The organism is Microbulbifer elongatus, assembly GCF_021165935.1.
Taxonomy (GTDB): Bacteria; Pseudomonadota; Gammaproteobacteria; order Pseudomonadales; family Cellvibrionaceae; genus Microbulbifer; species Microbulbifer elongatus.
Genome location: NZ_CP088953.1, coordinates 2,905,047 through 2,927,836, shown reverse-complemented (window position 1 = coordinate 2,927,836; position 22,790 = coordinate 2,905,047). Strand labels below are relative to the sequence as shown.

The window sequence follows — 22,790 nt, the reverse complement described above, 5'->3', positions numbered from 1 at the left end:
GCCCCATGCGAAAGTCCCCCCCTAAAAGATCGCCGGGCAAGCCCCGGTCCACACAGCCCCAGCCCAGACCCGCTGACACCGCTTCCGGCGGTGCAGGTACGGCTGCTGGCGTTCAATTTATTACCGTGCCAGACGAGCTGGCCGGGCAGCGTATTGATAACTTCCTGCAGGCACGCCTCAAGGGGGTTCCGCGCTCTCGCGTCTACCGGATCCTCCGCAAGGGCGAGGTGCGCGTAAATAAAGGAAGGGTGAAGGCGGAGTATCGACTGCAGGCCGGTGACCTGGTGCGGGTGCCACCAATCCGTGTTTCTGAAGAGCCGCCGCCGGCAGTGGCGGGAGAGCAGCTCCGTCGCACGCTTGAGGCGGCCATACTGTATGACAAAGGTGGCCTGCTGGTTGTAAACAAGCCCGCAGGGCTTGCGGTGCACGGCGGCAGCGGCGTGCGCCTCGGGTTGATCGAGGCGCTGCGGCAGATGTATCCGGAGAGCCCGTTTCTTGAGTTGGTACACCGGCTCGACCGGGACACGAGTGGCGCCATCCTGGTGGCGCGCAAGCGCGCTGTGCTGCTGCACGTTCAGAGTACCTTGCGCGCCGGCAAAATGGCGAAATCCTATCTGGCGCTGGCGACAGGCAAGTGGCCGCGGGCGCAGAAGCTCGTGGAGGCGCCACTGCGCAAGAATACGCTGAAGAGCGGTGAGCGGATGGTGGTAGTGGATGGAGAGGGTAAGCCCTCCACAACGCGCTTTCAGGTCGAGGAGCGCTTTAGTGGCGCTACGCTGATGCGTGCAGAGCCGGTTACCGGTCGTACGCATCAGATCCGGGTGCACGCCCAGTTTGTCGGTTGCCCGTTGGCGGGGGATGCCAAATACACTCCGGATGCGGTGAATGCCAGCTTCCGAGAAGTGGGGCTGAAGCGGCTGTTCCTGCATTCTGCGGCGGTTGGCTGTACGCTGCCAGACGGCACGCGGGTACATGTCGAGGCGCCCCTTCCGTCGGAGCTTGTGGCAGTGCTCGACAGGCTGCGTTGAGGGGCGCTACCGTTTTTTATCGGATTGCGAGGCAAATATCAGTGTTGGTGATTCTCGATTGGGACGGAACCGTGTGTAACTCCGAAGCGCGGATTGTCCAGTGTATGCAGCGGGCAGCCCATCGTGCCGGGCTTCCCGTGCTGGAGCCTGCCGCCATTGGCAATATTATCGGCCTCGGGCTGCCCGAGGCGATTACCTCGCTGTTTCCCGAGGCGCACTCAGAGCAGCGTGCGGATCTGCGCGAATACTACGCTGAGGAATGGCTCGCCGCTCGCGGCGAACCGCTGCCCCTGTTTGACGGCGTGCTGGCTACGCTGGACAAGCTGTTGGGAGCCGGGCACCACCTGGCGGTCGCTACCGGAAAAAGTCGCCGCGGGCTGATCCGTGAGTTCGAGGATCACGGGGTGGGGCACTTGTTTGTTGCCAGTCGCTGTGCAGATGAGACGGTTTCCAAGCCGGATCCGACCATGTTGCGTGAGATACTCTCGGAAACTGCTGTGTCGGCGGAATGTGCGGTCATGGTGGGCGATACCGAATACGACCTGCGGATGGCTGCCGCGATCGATATGCCCTCTATCGGCGTCAGCTATGGCGTCCACAGTCGTGAACGTTTGCACGGCTGTGGTCCGCAGCGGGTAATTGATCATTTCTCAGAGTTGCTGGAGTGGCCGCCGCTGGTAGCCTGAGGTAGTCATCTTCACTGCAGGGGGCTGATGTCGTATCGCTTTAGCAGGTCGATCAATCGAATTAGTGGTAGGCCGACAAGGGAGTTCGGGTCGGACCCTTCCATTTTTTCGAATAATGCTATTCCCAGTCCTTCCGATTTGAACGATCCGGCGCAATCCAGCGGCTTTTCCAGTTCAACGTAGCGCCGGATCTCGCTCGCGCTCAGCGGGCGGAAGCGCACGGAGAATATTTCGCACAGGGTGTGGTGTGAGCCATCGCGGGCATCCGCCAGGCACAGGCCGGTGTGAAAATTGACCGTCTGGCCGGCGGACCGTGACAGCTGGTCGATGGCGTTTTCCGTATTCCCGGGCTTGCCGAGAAGGGTGCCGTTGCACTCTGCCACCTGATCTGAACCGATAATCAGTGCATCCGGGTGATCATTCGCGAGCGCCAGCGCCTTTTCTGTCGCGAGGCGACTGGCCAGTTCGCTGGCAGGTTCGCCGGGTAGGGGCTGCTCATCAATGCGCGGCGCCTGGCATTCAAAAGGTATCCGAAGCTTTTCCAGCAATTGCCGGCGGTAGGGAGAGCTGGACGCTAGAATGAGTCGGCGCATGACGGCTTCCTTTATATAGAGGGGGTTCCGGGTCCGGCAAGCCGCGCGGAAACGACGCTGTGCCGGGCGTTTGGGCCGCTGATCATGCGGTGGATGAATTGTTTTGACAAGGCTCAGGTGAGTCCATAGAATTGCGCGCTTATGTCGATACCCCCCCAAAAGTCTGACCAGAATTCAGCGCAGATATCGGATCAGAGATCCGCGCTGCCACGCCGCATAGACGCACGTAAGTTGGTGCAGCGCGGGCAAGAACTGGAAGGTACCGTCCCCCCGGAAGCGCTGTCGCGGCTGGCAGCGGCTACCGAGTCGGTTGAGGGCGATATAGCGGTTTCCCTGGCATTTGGCCGGGATCTGCAGCGCAATCAGGTGGCCACAGGCCGCCTGGCGTTGACTGTTGGTTTGCTGTGCCAGCGTTGCTTGCAACCGGTGAGTGAAGCCATCGAAGCAGATATCGCCTTGGGGTTTGTGTGGTCGGAAGAGCAGGGTAATGCGTTGCCCAAGTCTCTGGACCCGGTGATACAGGAAGGTGACGAACTGGATCTGTATCAGGTATTGGAAGATGAGATTTTGCTCAATCTGCCGATGGTGGCTTATCACGACTGGGATTGCGTCGCGCAAGAAGCATTTCAGAGTCGCAGTGAGGAGCCTGAGACGGAAGAGCAACGAGAAAACCCCTTTAAAGTACTGGAACAGTTGAAGGGTTCGTCAGACAAGTCTTGAGTTGGGCTTGAGGCTTGTTTGAAGGGTTTGGGCTCGCCGGTAGGCGCCCCGGTTCCGGTGTTAACTGTTAAGTATGTTTAGGAGCACCAAATGGCTGTTCAGAAGAGCAAAAAAACCCGTTCCCGTCGCGGCATGCGTCGCTCTCACGACGCTCTGAGCGGACCTACTCTGTCCGTAGACCCGACTACTGGCGAAAAGCACCACCGTCATCACGTGACCAAAGACGGCTTTTTCCGTGGTCGCAAAGTGATCGACGTTGGCGGCTCTTCCGAAGAAGAGTAAGTTTTGTCCAGCCAATTTCGATTGGCCGTGGATGCGATGGGCGGGGACTTAGGTCCCCGCTCTGTCGTTCCGGCCTGCTCAAGATTTCTTATCCGCCATCCCCGGGCAGAACTCAAACTGTTCGGTCCCCGCTCCGAACTCCAATCTCTCCTGATTAAAGAACCGCCGTCCGTCCGTGAGCGACTGGAGGTGGTGGACTGTGCACAGGTGATCACGCAGGGCTGTAATCCGGTCCAGGCGTTGCGCCACAAACGTGAATCCTCCATGGCCAGAGCACTGCAGTCCGTATCTGCCGGTGAGTCTGGTGCGATGGTCACTTCCGGAAACACGGGTGCGCTGCTGGCACTGGGAAGAAGCATTCTCGGCACGGTTGAAGGCGTGAAGCGCCCGGCGCTCGGCAAGTCCCTGCCAACGGCGGACGGTTCCTGTTTTCTGCTTGATCTCGGCGCGAATATTGATTGCAGCGCGGAGGATCTGTTGCAATTCGCGCGAATGGGCATCGAGGCGCAACGGGTGTTCGCGGGAAAAGATGCGCTCACCGTGGCGTTGCTGAATATTGGTGCCGAAGAGCATAAAGGGACGGAGGAGATTCGCCGCGCCGGCCAGTTGATGCAGGCGGACCCTGCCATCAACTATGTGGGGTTTGTCGAAGGGCACGATATTTTTACCGGTGTGGTGGATGTGGTGGTCTGCAACGGCCTGATGGGCAATGTGGCGATGAAATCCGCCGAAGGCGTTATTCGACTAATAGGTCAGAAGTCGTTCACCATCGACAAAAAGGCGCCTATAAAGCGTTTTTTTGGCCAATTAGCCATAAATCTGTTGCGAAAATGGCGGTCACAGCTGGAGCCTGGTCGCTATAATGGCGCCAGCTTTTTAGGGCTGAAAGGTAACGTCATCAAGAGTCATGGCGGTGCCAGCAGTGAAGCGTTTTATCGCGCAATGTTGACCGCAAAAGAGTGTGCGGAGTCGGATCTCGCGCATCTGGTTGGGGACGCCATGGCGTTCCAGGCCCAGCGTCAGACCGGGTGCGATTAAAGCGTGACAGGAGCGCATCGGCCTTTCGCCCTTTCGCCCCTAGCGATGGCGCCCGCTGCTCAGCCCCCTGGAATTCAATCATTTGGTTAAAGGATGTTCCATGACCAATCCAGCTTTGGCGTTTGTATTCCCTGGCCAGGGTTCCCAGCAGATCGGTATGCTGGCGGATGCCGCCCAGGCTTTCCCAGAGGTCGTTGCGACCTTTTCTGAAGCTTCCTCCGTGCTTGGTTACGATCTGTGGGATCTGTGCCAAAACGGTACCCAGGAAGAGATTAACCAGACTGAAAGAACCCAGCCGTTATTGCTGACTTCCAGTGTCGCCCTCTATCGAGCCTGGCAGGCTCAAGGTGGGGCAGTGCCCGCAACCATGGCGGGCCACTCTCTGGGCGAGTGGTCGGCGCTGGTGTGTTCCGGTGTGCTGGCCTTTGAAGATGCGGTGCGCCTGGTGCGTGAACGGGGTCGCTTGATGCAGGAAGCGGTACCGGCAGGCGAGGGCGCGATGGCGGCGGTGATCGGCCTCGACGATCAGGCCGTAGAAGCGGCCTGTGCGGAATCGGCCCAGGGTGCGGTGGTCGCTGCGGTAAACTATAACTCCCCCGGGCAGGTGGTGATCGCCGGCAGCGCCGCGGCGGTAGAACGTGCCATCGAGGCCTGCAAGTCCGCAGGTGCCAAGCGCGCGCTTCCGCTTCCGGTCAGTGCACCTTTCCACACCGAGTTGATGCGGCCCGCCGCTGAAAAACTCGCACCCCAGATAGAAGCCACTGCATTTCATGCACCGGAAATCCCGGTGATTCACAATGTGCACGCGAAAACGGAAAGCGACCCGGCAGCTATCAAGGCGCTGATGGTCGAGCAGATTTACAGCCCGGTTCGCTGGACCGAGTGCGTTCAGGCGATGGCGTCTTCCGGTACCCAGCAACTGGTCGAGTGCGGTCCGGGCAAAGTACTTGCCGGGCTGGCCAAGCGCATTGACCGCAGCCCGAGCGCGTTCAATATCGAAAAGCCGGAGCAGCTGTCGGACGCGGTAAAAGCCGTCGCATCGTAACGAGATTTACCCAATTAAAATGGACCAAAGACCTCGTTTCGTCAGCATCGGGCTGACGTGGTGAGTGATCGGGAGAAACTATGACAATTTCAACTTCGCTGGAAGGAAAGGTTGCACTGGTCACTGGCGCAAGCCGTGGCATTGGCGCGGCAATTGCGGACCTGTTGGGTGCGCAGGGTGCTATCGTCATTGGTACCGCGACCAGTACCTCCGGCGCAGAAAAAATCTCTGCACGTTTTGCGGAAAAAGGCATCAAAGGTGCCGGCAAGGCACTGGATGTCACCAGTCTTGAAAGCATTGCGGAAGTGCTGGAATCGGTGAAAGGAGAATTTGGCGCGCCCACCATTCTGGTCAACAACGCCGGTATCACCAAAGATAACCTGCTGATGCGCATGAAAGACAATGAGTGGGACGATGTGCTGAACACGAATCTGACCGCGGTCTATCGTGTGAGCAAGGCATGCCTGCGTGACATGAGCAAAGCGCGCTGGGGCCGGATCATCAACATCAGTTCCGTTGTGGGCAGCATGGGCAATGCGGGTCAAAGCAACTACGCTGCAACCAAGGCCGGTGTAGGCGGCTTTGCCCGCGCGCTGGCGGCAGAGGTAGGTTCCCGTGGTATCACCGTCAATACCGTGGCGCCCGGGTTTATCGATACCGATATGACCAAGGTTCTACCGGAGGCGCAACGTGAAGCATTATTGGGCAAAATCCCTCTCGGTCGTCTGGGTGCGCCGGAAGAGATTGCCTCGGTTGTCGCATTTTTGGCCAGCGACGCTGGCGGCTATATGACCGGAGAGACCATTCACGTGAACGGCGGTATGTATATGGGGTGATTTTCTCTCGAGAAAATTGCTGTAACTAATTGATTGGTAAAGAAAAATTTATCATTCAACGGTTGCTGGGAGGCGGTGCATTACATCCCGAAAAAATCAGGGTACAATGCCGCCTCGCATTAACCACAAGCTGTGTTAGCCGGTTACTGATTTGCCAATAACGGCGAACAAATTTCACACAGTAACCAAAACAGATTTTTATCCACTAGGAGTTAAATTGAATCATGAGCAGCATTGAAGAGCGCGTAAAAAAGATCGTTGCTGAACAACTGGGCGTGAAGGAAGAAGATGTAAAACCTGAAGCATCCTTTGTTGAAGATCTGGGCGCTGACTCCCTCGACACAGTTGAGCTGGTAATGGCTTTGGAAGAGGAATTCGAAACCGAAATTCCGGACGAAGAAGCAGAGAAAATCACCACTGTTCAGCTGGCCATCGATTACATCAACCAGAACCTGGGTTGATTCCTGCTGGATAGCTTTAGTAAAAGGTGCATATTGCCTTTTGCTGGTACGGCCAGCGCCGATGGTGATTGGCCCGTACTGAAAGCATCGCGAGAGCCGTTCTATGTTGCATAGCGCGGCTCTCCGTTTATTTGCATATTGATAAATACTTGCATATTGATAGACAGGCGGCCGACAGCAGTAGCAGGTTGCGGCGCAACAGATTGATTTCGGGGGAGGCACAAGTGTCGAAAAGAAGAGTCGTAATTACCGGAATGGGCATTGTCAGCCCGCTCGGCAACACACTTGAAGATACCTGGTCCGCTTTGCTGGCTGGCACGAGCGGTGTCGTGCCGATCGAGTCGTTTGACGCTTCTGCATTCAGTACGCGTTTCGCGGCAACCGTCAAAGACTTTAATCCCGAGCCCCACATCCCGCAGAAAGAAGCGCGCAAGATGGATGTGTTTCTGCAATATGGCCTGAGTGCCGGTATCCAGGCGGTGGAAGACAGCGGCCTGGAAGTCACTGACGAAAACGCGTCGCGGGTAGGTGCCTGTATCGGATCTGGTATGGGCGGTATTGCCGCAATCGAGAATAACGCCATGCTGATTGCGGAGAAGGGCCCACGCCGGGTGTCGCCGTTCTTCGTGCCGGGCGCGATCATCAATATGGTATCCGGCAACCTGTCGATTAAATACGGTATGAAAGGCCCGAACCTGTCGACCACCACAGCCTGTACGACGGGCACACATGCCATTGGTCTCGGCCTGCGTACCATCCAGTACGGTGACGCGGATGTCATGGTTTGTGGCGGTGCCGAGATGGTGACCACACCGGTAGGCCTAGGTGGCTTCTGCGCGGCCCGTGCACTGTCCACCCGCAACGATGATCCGCAGGCCGCCAGTCGCCCATGGGATCAGGACCGCGACGGATTTGTACTGGGTGAGGGCGCCGGTGTCCTCGTGCTGGAAGAGTACGAACATGCAAAAGCGCGCGGTGCAAAAATTTATGCGGAGTTGAGTGGTTTTGGTATGAGTGGTGACGCCCACCATATGACGTCCCCACCTGAAGACGGAGCCGGCGCGGCACTGTCTATGGCAAATGCGTTGAAAGATGCGGGTATGGATCCATCGGCGATTCAGTACATCAACGCACACGGCACCTCCACACCACTGGGTGACAAAGCGGAGATCGCGGCGGTGCGCTCGGTGTTCAAAGATGCACTCGACACACTGGCGGTAAGCTCCACAAAATCCATGACTGGCCACCTGCTGGGGGCCGCTGGGGCTATCGAAGCAATTTTCGCGGTTCAGTCCCTCCTGGATCAGGTGGCACCACCGACGATCAACCTCGACAAGGTGGATGAAACCTGTGTCGGGGTAAACCTGGTGCCGAACAAAGCGCAGGAAATGAAAATCGACGCGGTGCTGTCGAATTCCTTCGGCTTCGGCGGAACCAACGGCTCGCTGATTTTTCAGCGCGCCTGACGGACCGATTTGGTGATTGCCCACCGGGTTGCGCAATGGCGCCGGTGGGCATTCATCAGCACCTCTGTCCGTGACGGATATTCTCCCCCTTTTCCTTTCTGCCGACGGTGAGCAGCAGGCGCTCGCTCCCGATCGTGCATTTCAATCCGGGCTGCTGGAAACCATGCGTGCCCAGGCTGGGTCTATTCCACTGCTGCCGCTCCACCTTGAACGACTTGCACGCAGTGCCCGGTTGCAGAGTGCCCAACGGCGCTTGATCGAAGAATCTATTACTGCGATTGCCGCGCGCACCCAAAGCTGGCCCTGGGGTGCTCGGGTGCGGTTGCGATACGGTGTGCTGGCGACCGGGGGCGACGGGCACCCGCAGTGGGACATCAGTGCTTTCCCATTGAGTCCGTCTTCGTCGTGGGATCACGGAGCGGTGCTTGCACTGTGCAATACGCACCTGAGCGAGTCCGATACCCGATCGCCTTTTGCCGATTCCAGTGCAGATTCGTGCGGTGGTTCTGTTCCCCCGGAAGTGCGGGGCTGTAAGCTGCTCGTTCGGGGTACCTATGGGCAGGCGGCTCGCGAATGGCGCAGCCCGGATTCGCGCCCCGAAGACGCCCCCCAGCTGGAGCCGCTGCTATGTGACCCCAGGGGTTTTGTCATTGAGGGGTGCCACAGCAACCTGCTGGTTCTGCGGGATGGCCGTTGGCTGACCCCAAATCTGCGGTGGTATGGGGTGCGTGGCGTGATGCTGCACTGGCTGGCTGGTCAGGTAGAAATCGGCGAAGATGACATCCGTCCCCTGGATCTGCACAAGGCGACCGAGCTTGCGGTGTGCAACAGTGTTCGCGGGGTGGTGCCAGCAAGACTGTTAACCGAGCAACCGTCCCCTGGTGGCCCGCAAACGATTCCTCCTGATACCGCTCCGGTTGTACCCGGGGCAGCGGTATCCGCATTGCAGTACAGAATTTCGGAAAAATTATGGTAGCGAAGAAAAGCAGCAAGAAAGCTCCCGCAAAAACCTCGAAGGGCAAGCGGTCCGGGGTTGGGTTGTTGTCCAGACTCCTGCGCGGTCTTCTGGTACTGGTCGTGCTGGGTGTCCTCGCCGGTGGTGCAACGTTCTGGTTCGCGAAAAACGCACTGATCGAACCACTGGCAGTACCGGTGGATGGCTTGCGTATGGATGTCGAGGAGGGCAGTAATCTGTCCCGTGTTGTCCGTCGTCTGGCACATGAGGACGTTGTGCGTCACCCGCGATTGGTGCTTGCCTATGCACGGCTGAAGAAGCTTGGGCACATTCATCCCGGCGAATATATGATTCCGGCGGGAAGTAACGCCATGGACCTGGTGGCGCGCCTGAATCGCGGAGACGTCACTCGCTACCGTGTCACGATTGTTGAGGGCTGGACTTTCGCACAGGCCCTGGAGCTCGTGCGTGGGGCAAATAAGATCAAGACCACAGAAGATGCGGCAACGGTGGTTGCCGCCGCCAAGGCGCTGGGCATCGAAGGCAACCCGGAAGGTCAGATATTTCCTGACACCTATATCTACCGCTCAGGTACCACTGATCTGGACCTGTTGCGACAGGCGCATCAGCGGATGAACAATGTGCTTGCTGAAGAATGGGAAAAACGCGCAAGCGATCTGCCTTACGACAGTGCCTATGAAGCATTGATAATGGCATCGATCGTAGAAAAAGAAACCGGCGTGCCCTGGGAGCGGGATGAGATTGCCGGGGTGTTTGTGCGACGTCTGAACAAGGGAATGCGCCTGCAGACTGATCCAACGGTGATCTATGGGATGGGGGAGAATTACGCGGGCAACCTGCGCCGCGCGGATTTGCGTGAGGCAACCCCGTACAATACTTATGTCATCCAAGGCATGCCCCCCACACCGATTGCCTTGCCTGGCCGCGAGGCCATTCACGCGGCACTGCACCCGAAGGCAGGGAAATCGCTGTACTTTGTCGCAAAGGGGGATGGGTCACATCAATTTTCCGAAACCCTCTCTGAGCACAACCGTGCGGTGCGTCAGTATCAGCTCAAGCGTCGCTCGGACTACCGTTCCAGCCCTGCAGATACACAACAGAATTAAGCCGATATTGAACACCGGTATACCTATGCAAGATTTACCCCAGGGAAAATTCATCACACTGGAGGGCGGAGAAGGAGTGGGAAAATCCACCAACCTCCGATTCATTACCCAGTGGCTCGATGAGCAGGGCATTTCCTATATCCAGACCCGGGAGCCCGGCGGTACACCACTGGCGGAGCAGTTGCGCAGCCTGCTGCTGGAAAAGCGCGACGAGCGGGTTGACCCCACCGCAGAGCTGTTGATGGTGTTTGCCGCACGAGCGCAACATCTGAATCAAGTCATCAAGCCTGCACTTGCGCAGGGCAAGTGGGTGGTCTGTGATCGCTTTACCGATGCGACCTATGCGTATCAGGGGGCCGGCCGCGGTCTCGACTGGGCGTTGATCGCGCAGCTTGAACAAACCGTACAGGGAGACCTGCGCCCCGACTGCGTACTGCTGTTGGATGTGGATCCTGAAATTGGACTGCAGCGGGCGGCCAGCACCGGCGCAGCGGACCGCTTTGAAAGCGAGCAGATGGATTTTTTCCAAAAGGTGCGCGCCGCGTACCGCAAGCGCGCAGAGAGTAATCCCCAGTGCTACCAGTTGATTGATGCCTCGGTCTCGCTGGAAAAAGTTCAGCAAAGCCTGGCGGCGGCACTGCAACAGATCGCGGGTGGCTCATGAGTGCGCGTGCCGATCAACCGAAGGTTGTCGAGCCGGTACCTATTCCGTCGCCATTGCCCTGGCAGGCGGCACAGTGGCAGCGGCTGGGGGCACAGTGGGTGGCGGGGCGTTGTCCGCACGCACTGCTGATCAGTGGCCAGACCGGGCTGGGCAAGCGGCGCTTTGCCGAAGCATTTGCTGCACTGCTGTTGTGTGATCAACCTCGCCATGGGCTTGCCTGTGGGGAGTGTCGTGGCTGTCAATTGCGCATTGCGGGCTCCCACCCGGATTTCACCCTCGTTGTCCCTGAAAAAGAGCAGGGACCACTGAAAGTAGAGCAGATACGCGCCCTGGGGGAATTTGTCGGTCGAACCAGCGGCCGTGAGGGCGCGAGAGTAGTGATGCTGGCGCCGGCCGAAGCGATGAACATCAATGCGGCCAATGCGTTGCTGAAAAACCTGGAAGAGCCTTCCGGTTCGGTGATCTTTCTGCTGATCACCGATCATCCCGCCGGGCTATTACCGACGATCCGTAGTCGTTGTCAGACCATCGCGTTTCCGGTGCCGCCGCAGCAGTCTGCACTTCGCTGGATGCGGGAGAGCGGTATTGAAAGCGAGGACGCGGACAGTGCACTGAACCTTGCGGGTGGGGCGCCATTACTTGCGGTGCAGTTGATGGAACCGGAATCCCGGGAGGCTAGGCAGCAGTTCCTCGCCGATCTTTCCGCATTGACCCGGGGTGATGAAAACCCGGTGACCCTGGCCGGTAAATGGGAGAATCCGGGAGAGGGCGCTGATCTGAATCTGTTGTTGCAGTTCTGGCAAAGCTGGCTCGCATTGATGCTCAAGTCTCGCAGCACTGACCAGGCAGCGGAGGCCAGTATCATGGCGCTTTTGCAGCGTATGCCGGGAACGGGGGCAGAGAGTCTGCGGCCGGCATTTGCGTTCTATGATCACCTGCTCAAGGCGAGAGCATTACTGTCGGGCAACAGTAATCCGAATAAACGTCTTCTACTTGAAGAGTTGCTGATTCGCTGGGCGGCGCTGTTTCGATAGCGGTGCCGTAAACCGTTACCAATGTGGACAGGTTACTGGCCATCAGGGTAAGTTAAGGCGACAATTCAGGTGCATTTGGCCGGTGATGGATGCTGATCACCGGTTTCTGATCAAATAACAATCAACGGTCGAGTCGGTGTAAGGCACTGACAGATTCGCCGGATCCGGCGGATGACAAAAACGGGGTTAGCTATGAAAGGTATGGGGGGCGGTGCCCGCAACGGTATTCTGTCGCTGAAGATTCAGGACAAATCCGTGTTGTACGCGGCCTATATGCCATTTGTGAAAAATGGTGGCCTGTTTATCAATACCGACAAGTCCTATAACCTGGGGGACGAAGTATTCCTGCTACTCAGCCTGATGGATGAGCCTGAGAAGTTGCCGGTTGCGGGGAAAGTGGTCTGGATAACGCCCGGCGGTGCCCAGGGCAATCGTACCCCGGGTATCGGTATTCAGTTTAGTGATAAGGAAAATATCGCGCAGGGCAAGATCGAAACCCTGCTGGCAGGCTCGCTCGAGTCCAGCCGACCAACGCATACGCTATAACACGCGGCCCCGGGGGAAACCCCGTCCTTCGCCCGGCCCTAAAGGAGAGTGCAGTACGCGCAATCCGGGGGCCAATCTGTATAATTCCCCCTCCATTTTGCACGTACGTTTCCATAGGCAGAGATTCATGCTGGTAGATTCTCACTGTCATCTCGACAGGCTAAAACTCGACAAATTCGACGGCGAGCTGGACGATGTGCTGGCGTTGGCGCGAAGCCGCGGCGTCGGTAAATTCCTGTGTGTGGGGATCAGTCTGGACAACGTGGACCAGGTGGTTTCCATTGCCGCCAGATACCCGGACGTGGTCTGCTCCGTGGGCGTGCACCCGCTGGATGTGGAATCCGGTCTGGCGGACGTGGCGAAACTGAAAGCCCTGTCCACCAAGCCCAATGTGGTGGCACTGGGCGAAACCGGCCTCGATTACTACTACAGCACGGAAACCAAAGAGGTTCAGCAGCAGAGTTTTGTCGCGCATCTCGAAGCGGCCGACGAAGTGGGGTTACCGGTGATCGTACACACGCGCGACGCCCGAGAGGACACCATCGAGCTGATCAAGGCGCACGGCAGCCGCGAACACGCCGGTGTATTGCACTGTTTCACCGAGTCCTGGGAAATGGCCCGGCAGGCCCTGGACCTCAACTATTACATTTCGTTATCCGGCATCGTGACCTTCAAGAACGCGGAAGAACTGCGTGAAGTTGCCAAACAGGTACCGCTTGATCGCTTGCTGGTGGAAACCGACTCTCCCTATCTGGCACCCGTTCCCTACCGCGGAAAGCCCAATATCCCGGCCTATGTCCGAGAGGTAGCGGAATTTATCGCGGAATTACGTGGCCTGTCCTACGAAGAGCTTGCAGCGGCAACTACCGAGAATTTTCACCGGCTTTTCCCGCGCGCAGCCTGAGAACGTCGTCGCGCACAGATCGGCTACTGTCTTTTGGAATGACCTGTTTCAGGAAATATATATGTCTCAGCAACAATTGCAGACCATGCTGGCTCTGCAAGATGCCATCAACACGGTGGTGAATGAAAACTGGCGCGCACAGAATTTTGCCTGGTATCGGGCCATCTGGGTAGAAAGTGCCGAACTCCTCGACCATTACGGTTGGAAGTGGTGGAAAAAGCAGCAGCCCGAAATGGAGCAGGTGAAACTGGAGCTGGTGGATATCTGGCATTTTGGTCTGAGTCTGGAGTTGCAGCAGGGGGCGCCGGAAGATGTTGCACGCAAGATGCAGGAGCAGCTCGCGTCGTCCACCCTGCAGGCCGGGGATTTCCGTGAAAATCTCGAAGCTTTCACTCTCAAGACCCTGGCCAGCAAACAGTTCGATTTACCAGGGTTTGCACAATTATTGGCCGATTGCGAGATGTCGCTCGATGAGCTCTATCGTCGTTACGTCGGGAAAAACGTTCTCAACCGTTTCCGTCAGGACAACGGCTACAAAGACGGCAGTTACCAGAAAACCTGGGACGGCCGGGAAGACAACGAGCATCTGGCAGAAATTGTTCAATCTTTAGACGCGGCAGCAGAAAACTTCAGTAACCAGCTGTATGAAGCGCTAAAAAATCGCTATCCGGGCAGCTGATAGGATTTGGTCTGACAGTTTTGGCAGGATTCTTTATCGGGATCAGACCAAAGGATAATGCATTTAATTTGCAAAGCCCTATAATGCGGGCGCCTGAAAACAACGGAGATACATCGTGAAAGCACCTGTTCGTGTTGCAGTTACCGGCGCCGCCGGTCAGATCAGCTACTCGCTGCTGTTTCGCATCGCTTCCGGCGAAATGCTGGGTAAAGATCAGCCAGTTATTCTTCAGCTGCTGGAAATCACTCCCGCACTGGAAGCGCTGAAAGGCGTTGCCATGGAGCTCGAAGATTGTGCCTTCCCGCTGCTTGCTGGCATTGTGCAGTCTGACGACGCGACCGTTGCCTTCAAAGATGCCGACTACGCACTGCTGGTTGGTGCCCGTCCGCGTGGTCCCGGTATGGAGCGGAAAGACCTGCTGGAAGCCAACGCCGCCATTTTCTCCGCGCAGGGTAAGGCCCTGAACGAGGTTGCTTCCCGCAACGTTAAAGTGCTGGTTGTCGGCAACCCGGCGAACACCAATGCCCTGATCGCCCAGCGCAACGCACCGGATCTGGATCCGCGCAACTTCACTGCCATGACTCGTCTGGACCACAACCGTGCCCTGACTCAGCTGGCCAACAAAACCGACTCCACGGTGAACGACATCACCCACATGACCATCTGGGGCAACCACTCTGCCACCCAGTACCCGGACCTGCACCAGGCCAAGGTCAATGGCGAAGATGCCATGGGCAAAGTCGAACAGGAGTGGTACGAAACGGATTTCATCCCGACGGTACAGCAGCGCGGTGCGGCGATCATCAAAGCCCGTGGCGCTTCCTCTGCCGCTTCTGCTGCCAACGCGGCTATCGACCACATGCGCGATTGGGCGCTGGGTTCCGCCGAAGGCGACTGGACCAGCATGGGCGTGTACAGCGACGGTTCCTATGGTATCCAGAAAGGTCTGATCTACTCCTTCCCGGTTGTTTGCAAGAACGGTGACTGGGAAATTGTTCAGGGCGTAGACATCAACGATTTCTCTCGCGAGAAGATGACTGCGACCGAGACAGAACTGGCGGAAGAGCGCGACGCTGTCGCACATCTGCTGCCGTAAGCTTTCGACTTCTGAGAAGTAAAAAGCCAAAAAACCCGCACAGTGTGCGGGTTTTTTTTTGGCCGCAATATTCTGCCTGAAGAATCAGAACTTCACATTGCGCGGGGTCCGGGGGAAGGGGATCACATCGCGAATATTGCCCATACCGGTGACATAGGACACGATGCGGTCAAAGCCCAGGCCGAAGCCACCGTGCGGTACAGTCCCGTAGCGACGCAGGTCCCGGTACCAGTCCAGGTGGTCCTTGGGAATATCCATCTCGTCCATACGCGCGTCCAGCTTGTCGAGGCGCTCTTCACGCTGCGAACCACCGATGATCTCACCGATACCCGGGGCAAGTACGTCCATGGCCGCGACGGTTTTGCCATCGTCGTTCATGCGCATATAGAAGGCTTTGATGTCCTTCGGGTAATTCAGCACGATCACGGGCTTCTTGAAGTGTTTTTCAGCCAGATAGCGCTCGTGTTCGGAAGCGAGGTCGATACCCCAGGACACCGGGAACTCGAATTTTTCTTTGCAGTTTTCCAGGATTTCGATGGCTTCACAGTAATTGATCCGTGCGAAATCATTGTCGACGATATTTTCCAGGCGACTGATGGCTTCTTTATCAATGCGCTGGGCAAAAAATGCCATATCGTCCGCCCGCTCTTCCAGTACCGCCTTGAAGACATACTTCAGCATCGCTTCGGCCAGGTTGGCGCAATCGGCCAGGTCGGCGAAGGCGATTTCCGGTTCCACCATCCAGAACTCCGCCAGGTGGCGGGTGGTGTTGGAATTTTCCGCGCGGAACGTCGGTCCGAAGGTGTATACCTTGGATAGCGCCAGACAGTAACTTTCGACATTCAGCTGCCCGGATACTGTCAGGAAGGTCTCTTCGCCGAAGAAATCCTCGCTGTAGTCCACGTCGCCCTTATCGGTGAGGGGGAGGTTGGTCTGATCCAGGGTGCTGACCCGGAACATCTCGCCGGCGCCTTCACAGTCCGATGCGGTAATAATGGGCGTGTGCACATAGTTGAAACCGCGTTCGTGGAAGAAACGGTGCACTGCCTGCGCGATACAGTTGCGCACGCGCGCTACCGCACCACTGACGTTGGTGCGCGGGCGCAAGTGGGCGTGCTCGCGCAGATGCTCCATGGTGTGACGCTTGGGCGACATTGGGTAGGTGTCCGGGTCTTCCACCCATCCCACTACGGTCACCTGTGTCGCCAGCAGTTCGATCGCCTGACCTTTGCCCTCAGAGGCCTTGATCGTGCCTTCAATATCCACTGCACAGCCGGTAGTGAGGCGCAGTACCTCCGACTGATAGTTGTTGATATCGGCTTCCACGACTACCTGAATTGGGTCGAAGCAGCTGCCGTCGTGTACGGCGAGGAAAGACAGGCCGGCCTTGGAATCCCGGCGGGTTCGGATCCAACCCTGAATACGGGCACTTTCTCCCTCCCGCTGGGTGGACTTTAAGAGTTGTTCGATGGATTCAACTTGCATGATGGTGCTCTTGTTGTCATTCACGCCTGCCGTGCGGGCACTACCGTGGATGTGGGTGCCACAGGCTACGCGGTTGTTCCACGCGTCTTTTGGTCGCGCATTCCGGCGGCATCTTGCCCCCTGTGTGCCGGAAAATCCACCCCATGTCACACCGGTGGCCAGGCAGTCGTTGACGCTTCTGCTACCGCACCAGTATAGAAGGCCGGGCAGGGCGCCGTGACTCTTGGTTCAATTTTCCGCTGTCCTACACTGAAATTGTCACAGTGATGGATATCGGAAGTTGTACCCATGGTCAAAGAAGTCGGCGGCGCGCGCGGGCGCCGGGCCTGTATTCTCCTCGCGCCCAACCAATCCCTGTCCTTTGCCGGTAATCTCTGGGTATTTATTTCCCTGGTGGCCGTTTCTCTGGGGATCAGCATAGCGTTTGCGCTCGCCGGTGCCTGGATGGTGATACCATTTGCCGGATTGGAAATGCTGTTGCTGGGGGCGCTGTTCGGATATGTCTATATGGAAGGCACCCGAAGGGAGGTGATCCGGATCAGCGACGATCGCGTAGTGCTCGATACCAGTCGCGGCAGTCTAGAGCGCCCTGTCTATCATACGGAGTTCGACCGCGACAGCCTGGCCGTGCTGGTGCGTATGGGCGCATCACCTGCGGAGCCCTCGTGCGTCACCTTCACCGGTCCGGAAGGGTGTCTGGAGATTGGCGACTTTCTGACTGATGCGGAAAAAGCCGCACTGGTGGAGAAGCTCGGCCACTGCGGTTTACGCGCGCGCAAAGAACAGAGTTTTCGCTTGCAGGACTTTTAGTGAGCGCCGGATCAAGACCGCGATGCAGCGCCAAGTGAGTTCTATATAATGCCAGGCCCGAGCTTTTGACTCGGGCCTTTTTTATATCCAGATTTCATCCAGAAATGGTCCCGTTAGCCAGCTTATTCAGAGGGGAGGCGCCATGGCACATCCTAAAATCGGCAATCTTGCACCCGTATTCACGCTCAACAACCAAAACGGCGAGAAAATCGCCCTGAAAGATTTCCGCGGTGACAAAAATGTGGTGCTCTATTTTTACCCCAAGGCACTGACACCCGGCTGCACCACGCAGGCCTGTGGCATTCGCGACAGCGCAGAAGCGTTCGCCAAGCGCGATACTGTGGTGCTTGGCCTGAGCCCGGACCCGGAAGCCAAATTGCAGAAGTTCATCGACAAGCACCAACTCAATTTCGATCTACTGGCCGATGAAGACCACAAGGTTGCCGACAAGTATGGCTGCTGGGGCCTGAAGAAATTTATGGGCAAGGAGTATATGGGGCTGATTCGTACCTCGTTCATCATCGATAAATCCGGTCGTCTGGTACATATCCTGGACAAGTTCAAAACCAAGACCCACCACGATGATGTGCTCAACTGGCTTGATGAAAATTTGGCCTGATCGGGCACGGGTATTGCAGCGCTTTTGTAGCCTGCGCGCCCAGGGCGCCGCCGGAGTACAGAAAACAGGTGTGGGAGCGGGGACATTGTGCCTGGATAGGGTGGGCTAAGACGTGCAATAGCCCTGAATAGCCCCCTGGAGCGTATCAATCGGTTGGCGGCAGGTTGTTTTTGTGCGGCGCTTAAAAAAAATTGCCTGTCGTCCCTTGCATTATCCACATATGGTCTATACTGGCTTGTGTAAAGGAGCGCCGCTCAACCGTTTGGCCCAGAGCGATTGGGTGTGGTGCGAGGAAGTAGTACAAAAAACGTTCACTCTGGGTAGGCTTCGATCGCCTGTTTTCAGGTGCGCCCCGCACCCAGGTAGTAGTCAGTCATTGTTGAATTTGTAACCGCAATTCAAGTCGGCAATGCGCTGGCGGTGGTATTTAGGGACTCGCAGGAAGCGGGCGTAGAACAATAACCGCGGCTCAAGGAACCCATCAAGGAGCAGCTCCATGAATCATATTCAGCCAGACCAGGCTTCGCTCTCAGAAGATAAACCTCTGCAACAGGCCAGACTGTCCGGAGATCCGAACATTCTCGACCAGTTGCTGGCACCGCCGGAAGCAACCAGCTTCGGTATTGCCGCTCGAGTTATCGACGTGCTGGAACAACGGATTGGAAAGGCATCTCTGGCAATTCGCCCGGTAGCATCTGACCTCAGCATGTCTACCCGCACCCTGCAGCGCCGGTTGCAGGAACACAATCTGAGTTTCGCCTCTCTGCGCGACCATGTGCGATTCCGCCATGCGGTGCACTTCCTCAAGGATACCGCACTGAGCGTCGATGGCATTTCCCGTATTCTCGACTTCTCTGACAGAACCAGCTTTACCAGCGCATTCAAGCGTTGGACCGGCATGTCCCCAACCGGCTACCGCCGCCAGGTAAGACAGCGTTTCTAAGCCGTTATTGTCTGACTTTTACCTCGCATCACGTAATCCAGAGTACCGCTAAAGCCGGTGCTCTGGATTGCCTCATTTTGTCAAAGCCGTTAGAGTTGGCCCCAGAATTTTGACTGACTCTATTGAGGTTTAGACCATGGATTTCTTTATTCCTGCTGCAATGGCGCAAGAGGCTGCTCCCGCTCCTCAGGGCAACCCGCTGATCACACTGCTCATGTTTGGTGGCCTGTTTGTGTTTATGTGGCTGTTTATTATTCGCCCACAACGCAAACGCCAAAAAGAGCATCAGGAGCTGGTGGGTGCTCTGAAAAAAGGTGATGAGGTGGTGATGACCAGCGGTATGCTGGGCCGGGTTGAGAAAGTGGATGAGGATTACCTGATCTTGGAAGTGGCTGACAATATGCAGCTCAAGTTCCAGAAGGTTGCCGTACATGCGGTACTGCCGAAAGGCACCATCAAGAATATCTGAAGTCGATCTTCCGGTCAGGAATGTACATTGCATTCTGGCGAGTGATGGTTACGCTTCGTAAAAACCCGGCTTTGCCGGGTTTTTTGGTTTATGGATTGCATTGTTCTGATTAGGCAGTGCCGGACGGGATACCCAGTGGAGGTCGACAGTGAATATTGAATACCCGGCGAGGGAACTGCTGGCGAACTTGCCAACGCCGCTGCAGGCGCTCGACCGAATCAGCGAAACCTTTTCCTACCCCTATAACGGGCCCAGGATCTGGGTGAAGCGCGACGATCTTACCGAGAGCGCGATGTCTGGGAATAAGTTGCGCAAGCTCGAATTCATCATTGCCGAAGCCAAGGCGCAAGGTTGCGATACCCTGATCACCTGTGGCGGCGAGCAATCGAACCACTGCCGGGCGACCGCGCTCGCGGCGGCCAAGGTGGGGCTGCAGGCCCACGTGTTGCTGCGGGCCAGTCGAAACAGTGACGCCGGGGCGCTGACGCCAGACGGGAATCTGTTGGTGGACTATCTGGCGGGGGCACGGGTATCACTCTATCCGCTCAAGGAATACCTCTCGCGGCTCCCGACGCTGTTTGAAGAGTGGCGTGCACATTACCTGCAACAGGGACGTAAGGCTTTGTGTATTCCCACCGGCGGCAGCGATGGCCTTGGTATTTGGGGATATATCGCCGGCGCGGAAGAGGTGATTGCGGATTGTCGCAGGCAGGGCTTTGAACCCGAATATCTCGTGTGTGCCACCGGCAGTGGCGGTACGCAGTCGGGACTTTCCCTTGGCTGTCAGTTGCTGGGCGTTTCGACGCAGGTCACCGGCTATGCCGTATGTGATGATGAGGCCTACTTTTTACGCAAGGTTGCGCAGGATGTGGCAGATTGGGAGGCCCGTTACCCCGACGCTGTTATTGACGGTTTTACATTCGATACGCAACGGGTGGCGGTGATTGATGATTACATCGGGCCTGGTTACGCGATGGCGACGGAAGAAATCTATCAGTCCATCGCATTACTGGCGCAACAGGAAGGGCTGTTACTCGACCCCGTGTATACCGGAAAAGCCTTCCATGGATTATTGAATGAGATCAAGCGCGGGCGATATCGCGACTGCAAAAATCTGGTGTTTGTACACACCGGTGGGCAGTTTGGGATATTCCCTCAGCGCGCCGGTTTTAAAAGCAGTTGGGCCGAGAAATAAACGATCGCGCCGGGCGGGGAAACTGCTGGTGGAAGGTTCGCGACCTGCCAGAGGTTCCGTTCCGCGACAGAATTCTCTGTTTTAGCGAAATATTTGGTGATAAATCGAATTTTTGGCAGAAAACAGGACTATGCTGCTGATGATTGGCGGATTACTGTTCTCATTTTGGTGAAACTGCTACCCTCACCGGCAATGTCAGGGGCAGTCGCGTACATAAAAACCGGCGTATTCGCCGTGAGAACCACATCGAACACTGTCCGAATCTGTGTCGGCGAACGCCACGTCGCGCGCATTGCTGACTATTTTTCAATCAAAAAATAAGAGCTGTGGGGGTTGATTTGGAATCATTCAATCAGTTGTTGCTTACCCTGGATGGGTTGCTGGGTTCAGCGGCCTGGTTTCCGTGGGTTCTGTTAGGGGTCGGCTTTTTCTTTACGCTGTATCTGGGCTTCCCTCAGATCCGTTACTTCGGCCACGCGATCAAAATCGTACGCGGTAAATACGATAAACCCGGAGATCCCGGGGATACCTCCCATTTCCAGGCATTGTCCACGGCGCTGTCGGGCACCGTAGGTACCGGTAATATCGGCGGTGTGGGTCTGGCTATTTTCCTGGGTGGTCCTGCGGCTTTATTCTGGATGTGGGTAACGGCATTCCTTGGTATGACGACAAAGTTCGTCGAGGTAACACTGTCTCACAAGTACCGGATCAAGGCAGCCGATGGTTACTACGCTGGTGGCCCCATGTTTTACATGGAGCGCAGGCTGAATATGAAGTGGCTGGCGGTGATCTTTGCGATTGCCACAGTGATCAGCTCTTTCGGTACCGGCAGCCTGCCGCAGGTTAACAATATCGCCCAGGCCATGTACGACACCTTCGGCCTGAGTAAAATGCTGACGGGTGGTGTTCTGGCGATTCTGCTGGGCCTGGTAATTATTGGCGGTATTACCCGCATTGCCAAGGTGACCTCAACGATCGTACCGGTGATGGCGGTGCTGTATATCGTTGGTGCACTGGCGGTCATCCTGTACAACTATCAAAACATCATTCCCTCTTTCTCGGCGGTTTTCGCCGGCGCCTTTAACGGCAGCGCCGCGATGGGTGGTTTCCTCGGTGCGAGCTTCGCCTACGCCTTTAACCGCGGCGTAAACCGCGGCCTCTTCTCCAACGAAGCCGGGCAGGGGTCGGCGCCGATTGCGCACGCCGCGGCACGGGCGGATGAGCCGGTGTCTGAAGGTATGGTGTCTCTGCTGGAGCCTTTCATTGATACACTGATCATCTGTACGCTCACTGGTCTGGTAATCCTGTCTTCCGGGGTCTGGACCGAAAAGCATATGAACCGCTTTGAACGTGCCGATATGATGGTGGTCGCCGGGACCTATTCCGATAAAGACGAGGCGGACGTAAAGCAGCTGTTCGGGTTCCTCAGTAACCAGAGTAGCGATGTGAAATCCTACACCGGCACCATCGTGGTCGCCGACGGTCTGCCACTGAACAAAGATGAGTTTACCGTGCTGAATTCCCGCTCCGTCGCGGAAGACGTGGAGTTCCGGGTGGGCAGCGACAACTTCTCCGGTGTGCTCAATGTCAACAACGGTCGCCTGGTAAACCCGAATGTCGATGTCTGGGGTAATTCACTATTGCACTCGGTGGCGCTGACCAACCGGGCCTTCCAGAAAGGCTTCTTCGGTGAGTACGGAAGTTACATTGTTACCCTGGGTATTCTGCTGTTTGCCTTCTCGACGGCAATTGCCTGGTCGTACTATGGCGACCGCTCGATGATCTATCTGTTCGGCCCCAAGGCGGTCATGCCCTACCGGTTGGTGTACGTGGTGGCCTTTTTCTGGGCGGCGATCGAGGATACGACGATCATCTGGAATCTGTCAGCGGTGGCAATCGTATTGATGACATTGCCCAACCTGTTTGGTATTTCGATTCTCGCCAGGGAAATGAAAGACACCGTTAAGGACTACTGGAAAGATCCCAACCACAAGTAGCGGTGTTAACAAACAGCCCAAAAAAAACCCGGCAATTGCCGTAATGCTGTTCACTTAAGCATTGCAGCCTAAGGTGGGGCCCCGGAAAATCCGGTTTCCAGATCAGGAAACC

Annotated in this window: 25 protein-coding genes; 23 read left to right on the top strand and 2 right to left on the bottom strand. The window is 56.8% G+C overall.

What is annotated here, in order from left to right; translation table 11 throughout:
• The first annotated feature begins 125 nt into the window (after positions 1 to 125).
• On the top strand, positions 126 to 1,028 hold the full coding sequence (rluC, locus tag LRR79_RS12025; protein WP_231757446.1) for a 23S rRNA pseudouridine(955/2504/2580) synthase RluC: 903 nt from the start codon (positions 126 to 128) through the stop codon (positions 1,026 to 1,028).
• A gap of 41 nt (positions 1,029 to 1,069) precedes the next feature.
• Positions 1,070 to 1,714, top strand: coding sequence for an HAD-IA family hydrolase (locus tag LRR79_RS12020; RefSeq protein WP_231757445.1), 645 nt, complete (start codon positions 1,070 to 1,072; stop codon positions 1,712 to 1,714).
• An 11-nt stretch (positions 1,715 to 1,725) separates the two neighbouring features.
• Here the strand turns inward: LRR79_RS12020 and LRR79_RS12015 are convergent, their stop codons facing one another.
• Positions 1,726 to 2,307, bottom strand: a complete 582-nt coding sequence (locus LRR79_RS12015) for a Maf family protein (RefSeq protein ID WP_231757444.1) — start codon at positions 2,305 to 2,307, stop codon at positions 1,726 to 1,728.
• 234 nt (positions 2,308 to 2,541) lie between these two features.
• Here LRR79_RS12015 and LRR79_RS12010 point away from each other — a divergent pair, with 234 nt between their 5' ends.
• The 15 genes from LRR79_RS12010 (at position 2,542) to LRR79_RS11940 (ending at position 15,160) form a co-directional block, all read left to right on the top strand.
• Entirely contained in the window at positions 2,542 to 3,027 is a 486-nt protein-coding gene (locus LRR79_RS12010; protein WP_231757443.1) for a YceD family protein, read from the top strand.
• A 90-nt stretch (positions 3,028 to 3,117) separates the two neighbouring features.
• Entirely contained in the window at positions 3,118 to 3,309 is a 192-nt protein-coding gene (rpmF, locus tag LRR79_RS12005) for a 50S ribosomal protein L32 (RefSeq protein ID WP_231757442.1), read from the top strand.
• A gap of 36 nt (positions 3,310 to 3,345) precedes the next feature.
• Positions 3,346 to 4,347, top strand: a complete 1,002-nt coding sequence (plsX, locus tag LRR79_RS12000) for a phosphate acyltransferase PlsX (RefSeq protein ID WP_231760021.1) — start codon at positions 3,346 to 3,348, stop codon at positions 4,345 to 4,347.
• A 100-nt stretch (positions 4,348 to 4,447) separates the two neighbouring features.
• Complete coding sequence (fabD, locus tag LRR79_RS11995; RefSeq protein WP_231757441.1) at positions 4,448 to 5,392, top strand: ACP S-malonyltransferase; 945 nt, start codon at positions 4,448 to 4,450, stop codon at positions 5,390 to 5,392.
• 80 nt (positions 5,393 to 5,472) lie between these two features.
• Positions 5,473 to 6,228 (top strand): 3-oxoacyl-ACP reductase FabG, encoded by a 756-nt coding sequence (gene fabG / locus LRR79_RS11990; RefSeq protein ID WP_231757440.1) that lies wholly within the window; start codon positions 5,473 to 5,475, stop codon positions 6,226 to 6,228.
• Between the two features lie 224 nt (positions 6,229 to 6,452).
• On the top strand, positions 6,453 to 6,689 hold the full coding sequence (gene acpP, locus LRR79_RS11985; protein ID WP_010130751.1) for an acyl carrier protein: 237 nt from the start codon (positions 6,453 to 6,455) through the stop codon (positions 6,687 to 6,689).
• A 224-nt stretch (positions 6,690 to 6,913) separates the two neighbouring features.
• Positions 6,914 to 8,155 (top strand): beta-ketoacyl-ACP synthase II, encoded by a 1,242-nt coding sequence (gene fabF / locus LRR79_RS11980; RefSeq protein ID WP_231757439.1) that lies wholly within the window; start codon positions 6,914 to 6,916, stop codon positions 8,153 to 8,155.
• 70 nt (positions 8,156 to 8,225) lie between these two features.
• A complete protein-coding gene (locus LRR79_RS11975) occupies positions 8,226 to 9,131 on the top strand; it encodes an aminotransferase class IV (protein ID WP_231757438.1) in 906 nt (301 codons plus the stop codon).
• A 65-nt stretch (positions 9,132 to 9,196) separates the two neighbouring features.
• Positions 9,197 to 10,237 carry an endolytic transglycosylase MltG gene (gene mltG, locus LRR79_RS11970; RefSeq protein WP_231757437.1) on the top strand — a complete coding sequence of 347 codons (1,041 nt, stop codon included), beginning with the start codon at positions 9,197 to 9,199 and terminating at the stop codon, positions 10,235 to 10,237.
• 25 nt (positions 10,238 to 10,262) lie between these two features.
• Positions 10,263 to 10,901, top strand: coding sequence for a dTMP kinase (gene tmk, locus LRR79_RS11965; RefSeq protein ID WP_231757436.1), 639 nt, complete (start codon positions 10,263 to 10,265; stop codon positions 10,899 to 10,901).
• Positions 10,898 to 11,935, top strand: coding sequence for a DNA polymerase III subunit delta' (locus tag LRR79_RS11960; RefSeq protein WP_231757435.1), 1,038 nt, complete (start codon positions 10,898 to 10,900; stop codon positions 11,933 to 11,935). The genes tmk and LRR79_RS11960 overlap by 4 nt, the downstream gene beginning before the upstream one ends.
• A gap of 192 nt (positions 11,936 to 12,127) precedes the next feature.
• Entirely contained in the window at positions 12,128 to 12,481 is a 354-nt protein-coding gene (locus LRR79_RS11955; RefSeq protein ID WP_231757434.1) for a PilZ domain-containing protein, read from the top strand.
• Between the two features lie 127 nt (positions 12,482 to 12,608).
• The gene (locus LRR79_RS11950) at positions 12,609 to 13,385 is read left to right on the top strand and encodes a TatD family hydrolase (RefSeq protein WP_231757433.1); all 777 of its coding nucleotides are present in this window, start codon (positions 12,609 to 12,611) and stop codon (positions 13,383 to 13,385) included.
• 61 nt (positions 13,386 to 13,446) lie between these two features.
• Positions 13,447 to 14,064: a dUTP diphosphatase gene (locus tag LRR79_RS11945; protein WP_231757432.1), complete on the top strand. Its 618-nt coding sequence runs from the start codon at positions 13,447 to 13,449 to the stop codon at positions 14,062 to 14,064.
• 115 nt (positions 14,065 to 14,179) lie between these two features.
• On the top strand, positions 14,180 to 15,160 hold the full coding sequence (locus LRR79_RS11940) for a malate dehydrogenase (protein WP_231757431.1): 981 nt from the start codon (positions 14,180 to 14,182) through the stop codon (positions 15,158 to 15,160).
• An 84-nt stretch (positions 15,161 to 15,244) separates the two neighbouring features.
• Here the strand turns inward: LRR79_RS11940 and asnS are convergent, their stop codons facing one another.
• Positions 15,245 to 16,645, bottom strand: coding sequence for an asparagine--tRNA ligase (gene asnS, locus LRR79_RS11935; protein WP_231757430.1), 1,401 nt, complete (start codon positions 16,643 to 16,645; stop codon positions 15,245 to 15,247).
• Positions 16,646 to 16,933: 288 nt separating this feature from the next.
• On the opposite strand from asnS, the gene LRR79_RS11930 reads away from it, so the two are divergent.
• The 6 genes from LRR79_RS11930 to LRR79_RS11905 all read left to right on the top strand — a co-directional run bounded on the left by LRR79_RS11930 (position 16,934) and on the right by LRR79_RS11905 (position 22,678).
• Complete coding sequence (locus LRR79_RS11930; protein WP_231757429.1) at positions 16,934 to 17,455, top strand: DUF2244 domain-containing protein; 522 nt, start codon at positions 16,934 to 16,936, stop codon at positions 17,453 to 17,455.
• A gap of 142 nt (positions 17,456 to 17,597) precedes the next feature.
• Entirely contained in the window at positions 17,598 to 18,074 is a 477-nt protein-coding gene (gene bcp / locus LRR79_RS11925) for a thioredoxin-dependent thiol peroxidase (RefSeq protein WP_231757428.1), read from the top strand.
• A 496-nt stretch (positions 18,075 to 18,570) separates the two neighbouring features.
• Positions 18,571 to 19,017 carry a helix-turn-helix domain-containing protein gene (locus tag LRR79_RS11920; RefSeq protein ID WP_043316188.1) on the top strand — a complete coding sequence of 149 codons (447 nt, stop codon included), beginning with the start codon at positions 18,571 to 18,573 and terminating at the stop codon, positions 19,015 to 19,017.
• 136 nt (positions 19,018 to 19,153) lie between these two features.
• Positions 19,154 to 19,486 carry a preprotein translocase subunit YajC gene (yajC, locus tag LRR79_RS11915; RefSeq protein ID WP_231757427.1) on the top strand — a complete coding sequence of 111 codons (333 nt, stop codon included), beginning with the start codon at positions 19,154 to 19,156 and terminating at the stop codon, positions 19,484 to 19,486.
• Between the two features lie 148 nt (positions 19,487 to 19,634).
• Positions 19,635 to 20,681 carry a D-cysteine desulfhydrase family protein gene (locus LRR79_RS11910; protein ID WP_231757426.1) on the top strand — a complete coding sequence of 349 codons (1,047 nt, stop codon included), beginning with the start codon at positions 19,635 to 19,637 and terminating at the stop codon, positions 20,679 to 20,681.
• A 338-nt stretch (positions 20,682 to 21,019) separates the two neighbouring features.
• Positions 21,020 to 22,678, top strand: coding sequence for an alanine/glycine:cation symporter family protein (locus LRR79_RS11905; RefSeq protein WP_231757425.1), 1,659 nt, complete (start codon positions 21,020 to 21,022; stop codon positions 22,676 to 22,678).
• Positions 22,679 to 22,790 lie beyond the last annotated feature (112 nt).

What these genes read in the sequence shown, in the direction of transcription:
- LRR79_RS12015 (WP_231757444.1), bottom strand. Translation starts at nt 2,307, where the DNA reads ATGCGCCGACTCATTCTAGCGTCCAGCTCTCCCTACCGCCGGCAATTG.
- bcp (WP_231757428.1), top strand. Translation starts at nt 17,598, where the DNA reads ATGGCACATCCTAAAATCGGCAATCTTGCACCCGTATTCACGCTCAAC.
- fabD (WP_231757441.1), top strand. Translation starts at nt 4,448, where the DNA reads ATGACCAATCCAGCTTTGGCGTTTGTATTCCCTGGCCAGGGTTCCCAG.
- yajC (WP_231757427.1), top strand. Translation starts at nt 19,154, where the DNA reads ATGGATTTCTTTATTCCTGCTGCAATGGCGCAAGAGGCTGCTCCCGCT.
- LRR79_RS11930 (WP_231757429.1), top strand. Translation starts at nt 16,934, where the DNA reads ATGGTCAAAGAAGTCGGCGGCGCGCGCGGGCGCCGGGCCTGTATTCTC.
- LRR79_RS11920 (WP_043316188.1), top strand. Translation starts at nt 18,571, where the DNA reads ATGAATCATATTCAGCCAGACCAGGCTTCGCTCTCAGAAGATAAACCT.
- tmk (WP_231757436.1), top strand. Translation starts at nt 10,263, where the DNA reads ATGCAAGATTTACCCCAGGGAAAATTCATCACACTGGAGGGCGGAGAA.
- fabG (WP_231757440.1), top strand. Translation starts at nt 5,473, where the DNA reads ATGACAATTTCAACTTCGCTGGAAGGAAAGGTTGCACTGGTCACTGGC.
- plsX (WP_231760021.1), top strand. Translation starts at nt 3,346, where the DNA reads ATGGGCGGGGACTTAGGTCCCCGCTCTGTCGTTCCGGCCTGCTCAAGA.
- asnS (WP_231757430.1), bottom strand. Translation starts at nt 16,645, where the DNA reads ATGCAAGTTGAATCCATCGAACAACTCTTAAAGTCCACCCAGCGGGAG.
- LRR79_RS11945 (WP_231757432.1), top strand. Translation starts at nt 13,447, where the DNA reads ATGTCTCAGCAACAATTGCAGACCATGCTGGCTCTGCAAGATGCCATC.
- LRR79_RS11950 (WP_231757433.1), top strand. Translation starts at nt 12,609, where the DNA reads ATGCTGGTAGATTCTCACTGTCATCTCGACAGGCTAAAACTCGACAAA.
- rpmF (WP_231757442.1), top strand. Translation starts at nt 3,118, where the DNA reads ATGGCTGTTCAGAAGAGCAAAAAAACCCGTTCCCGTCGCGGCATGCGT.
- LRR79_RS11955 (WP_231757434.1), top strand. Translation starts at nt 12,128, where the DNA reads ATGAAAGGTATGGGGGGCGGTGCCCGCAACGGTATTCTGTCGCTGAAG.
- LRR79_RS11960 (WP_231757435.1), top strand. Translation starts at nt 10,898, where the DNA reads ATGAGTGCGCGTGCCGATCAACCGAAGGTTGTCGAGCCGGTACCTATT.
- acpP (WP_010130751.1), top strand. Translation starts at nt 6,453, where the DNA reads ATGAGCAGCATTGAAGAGCGCGTAAAAAAGATCGTTGCTGAACAACTG.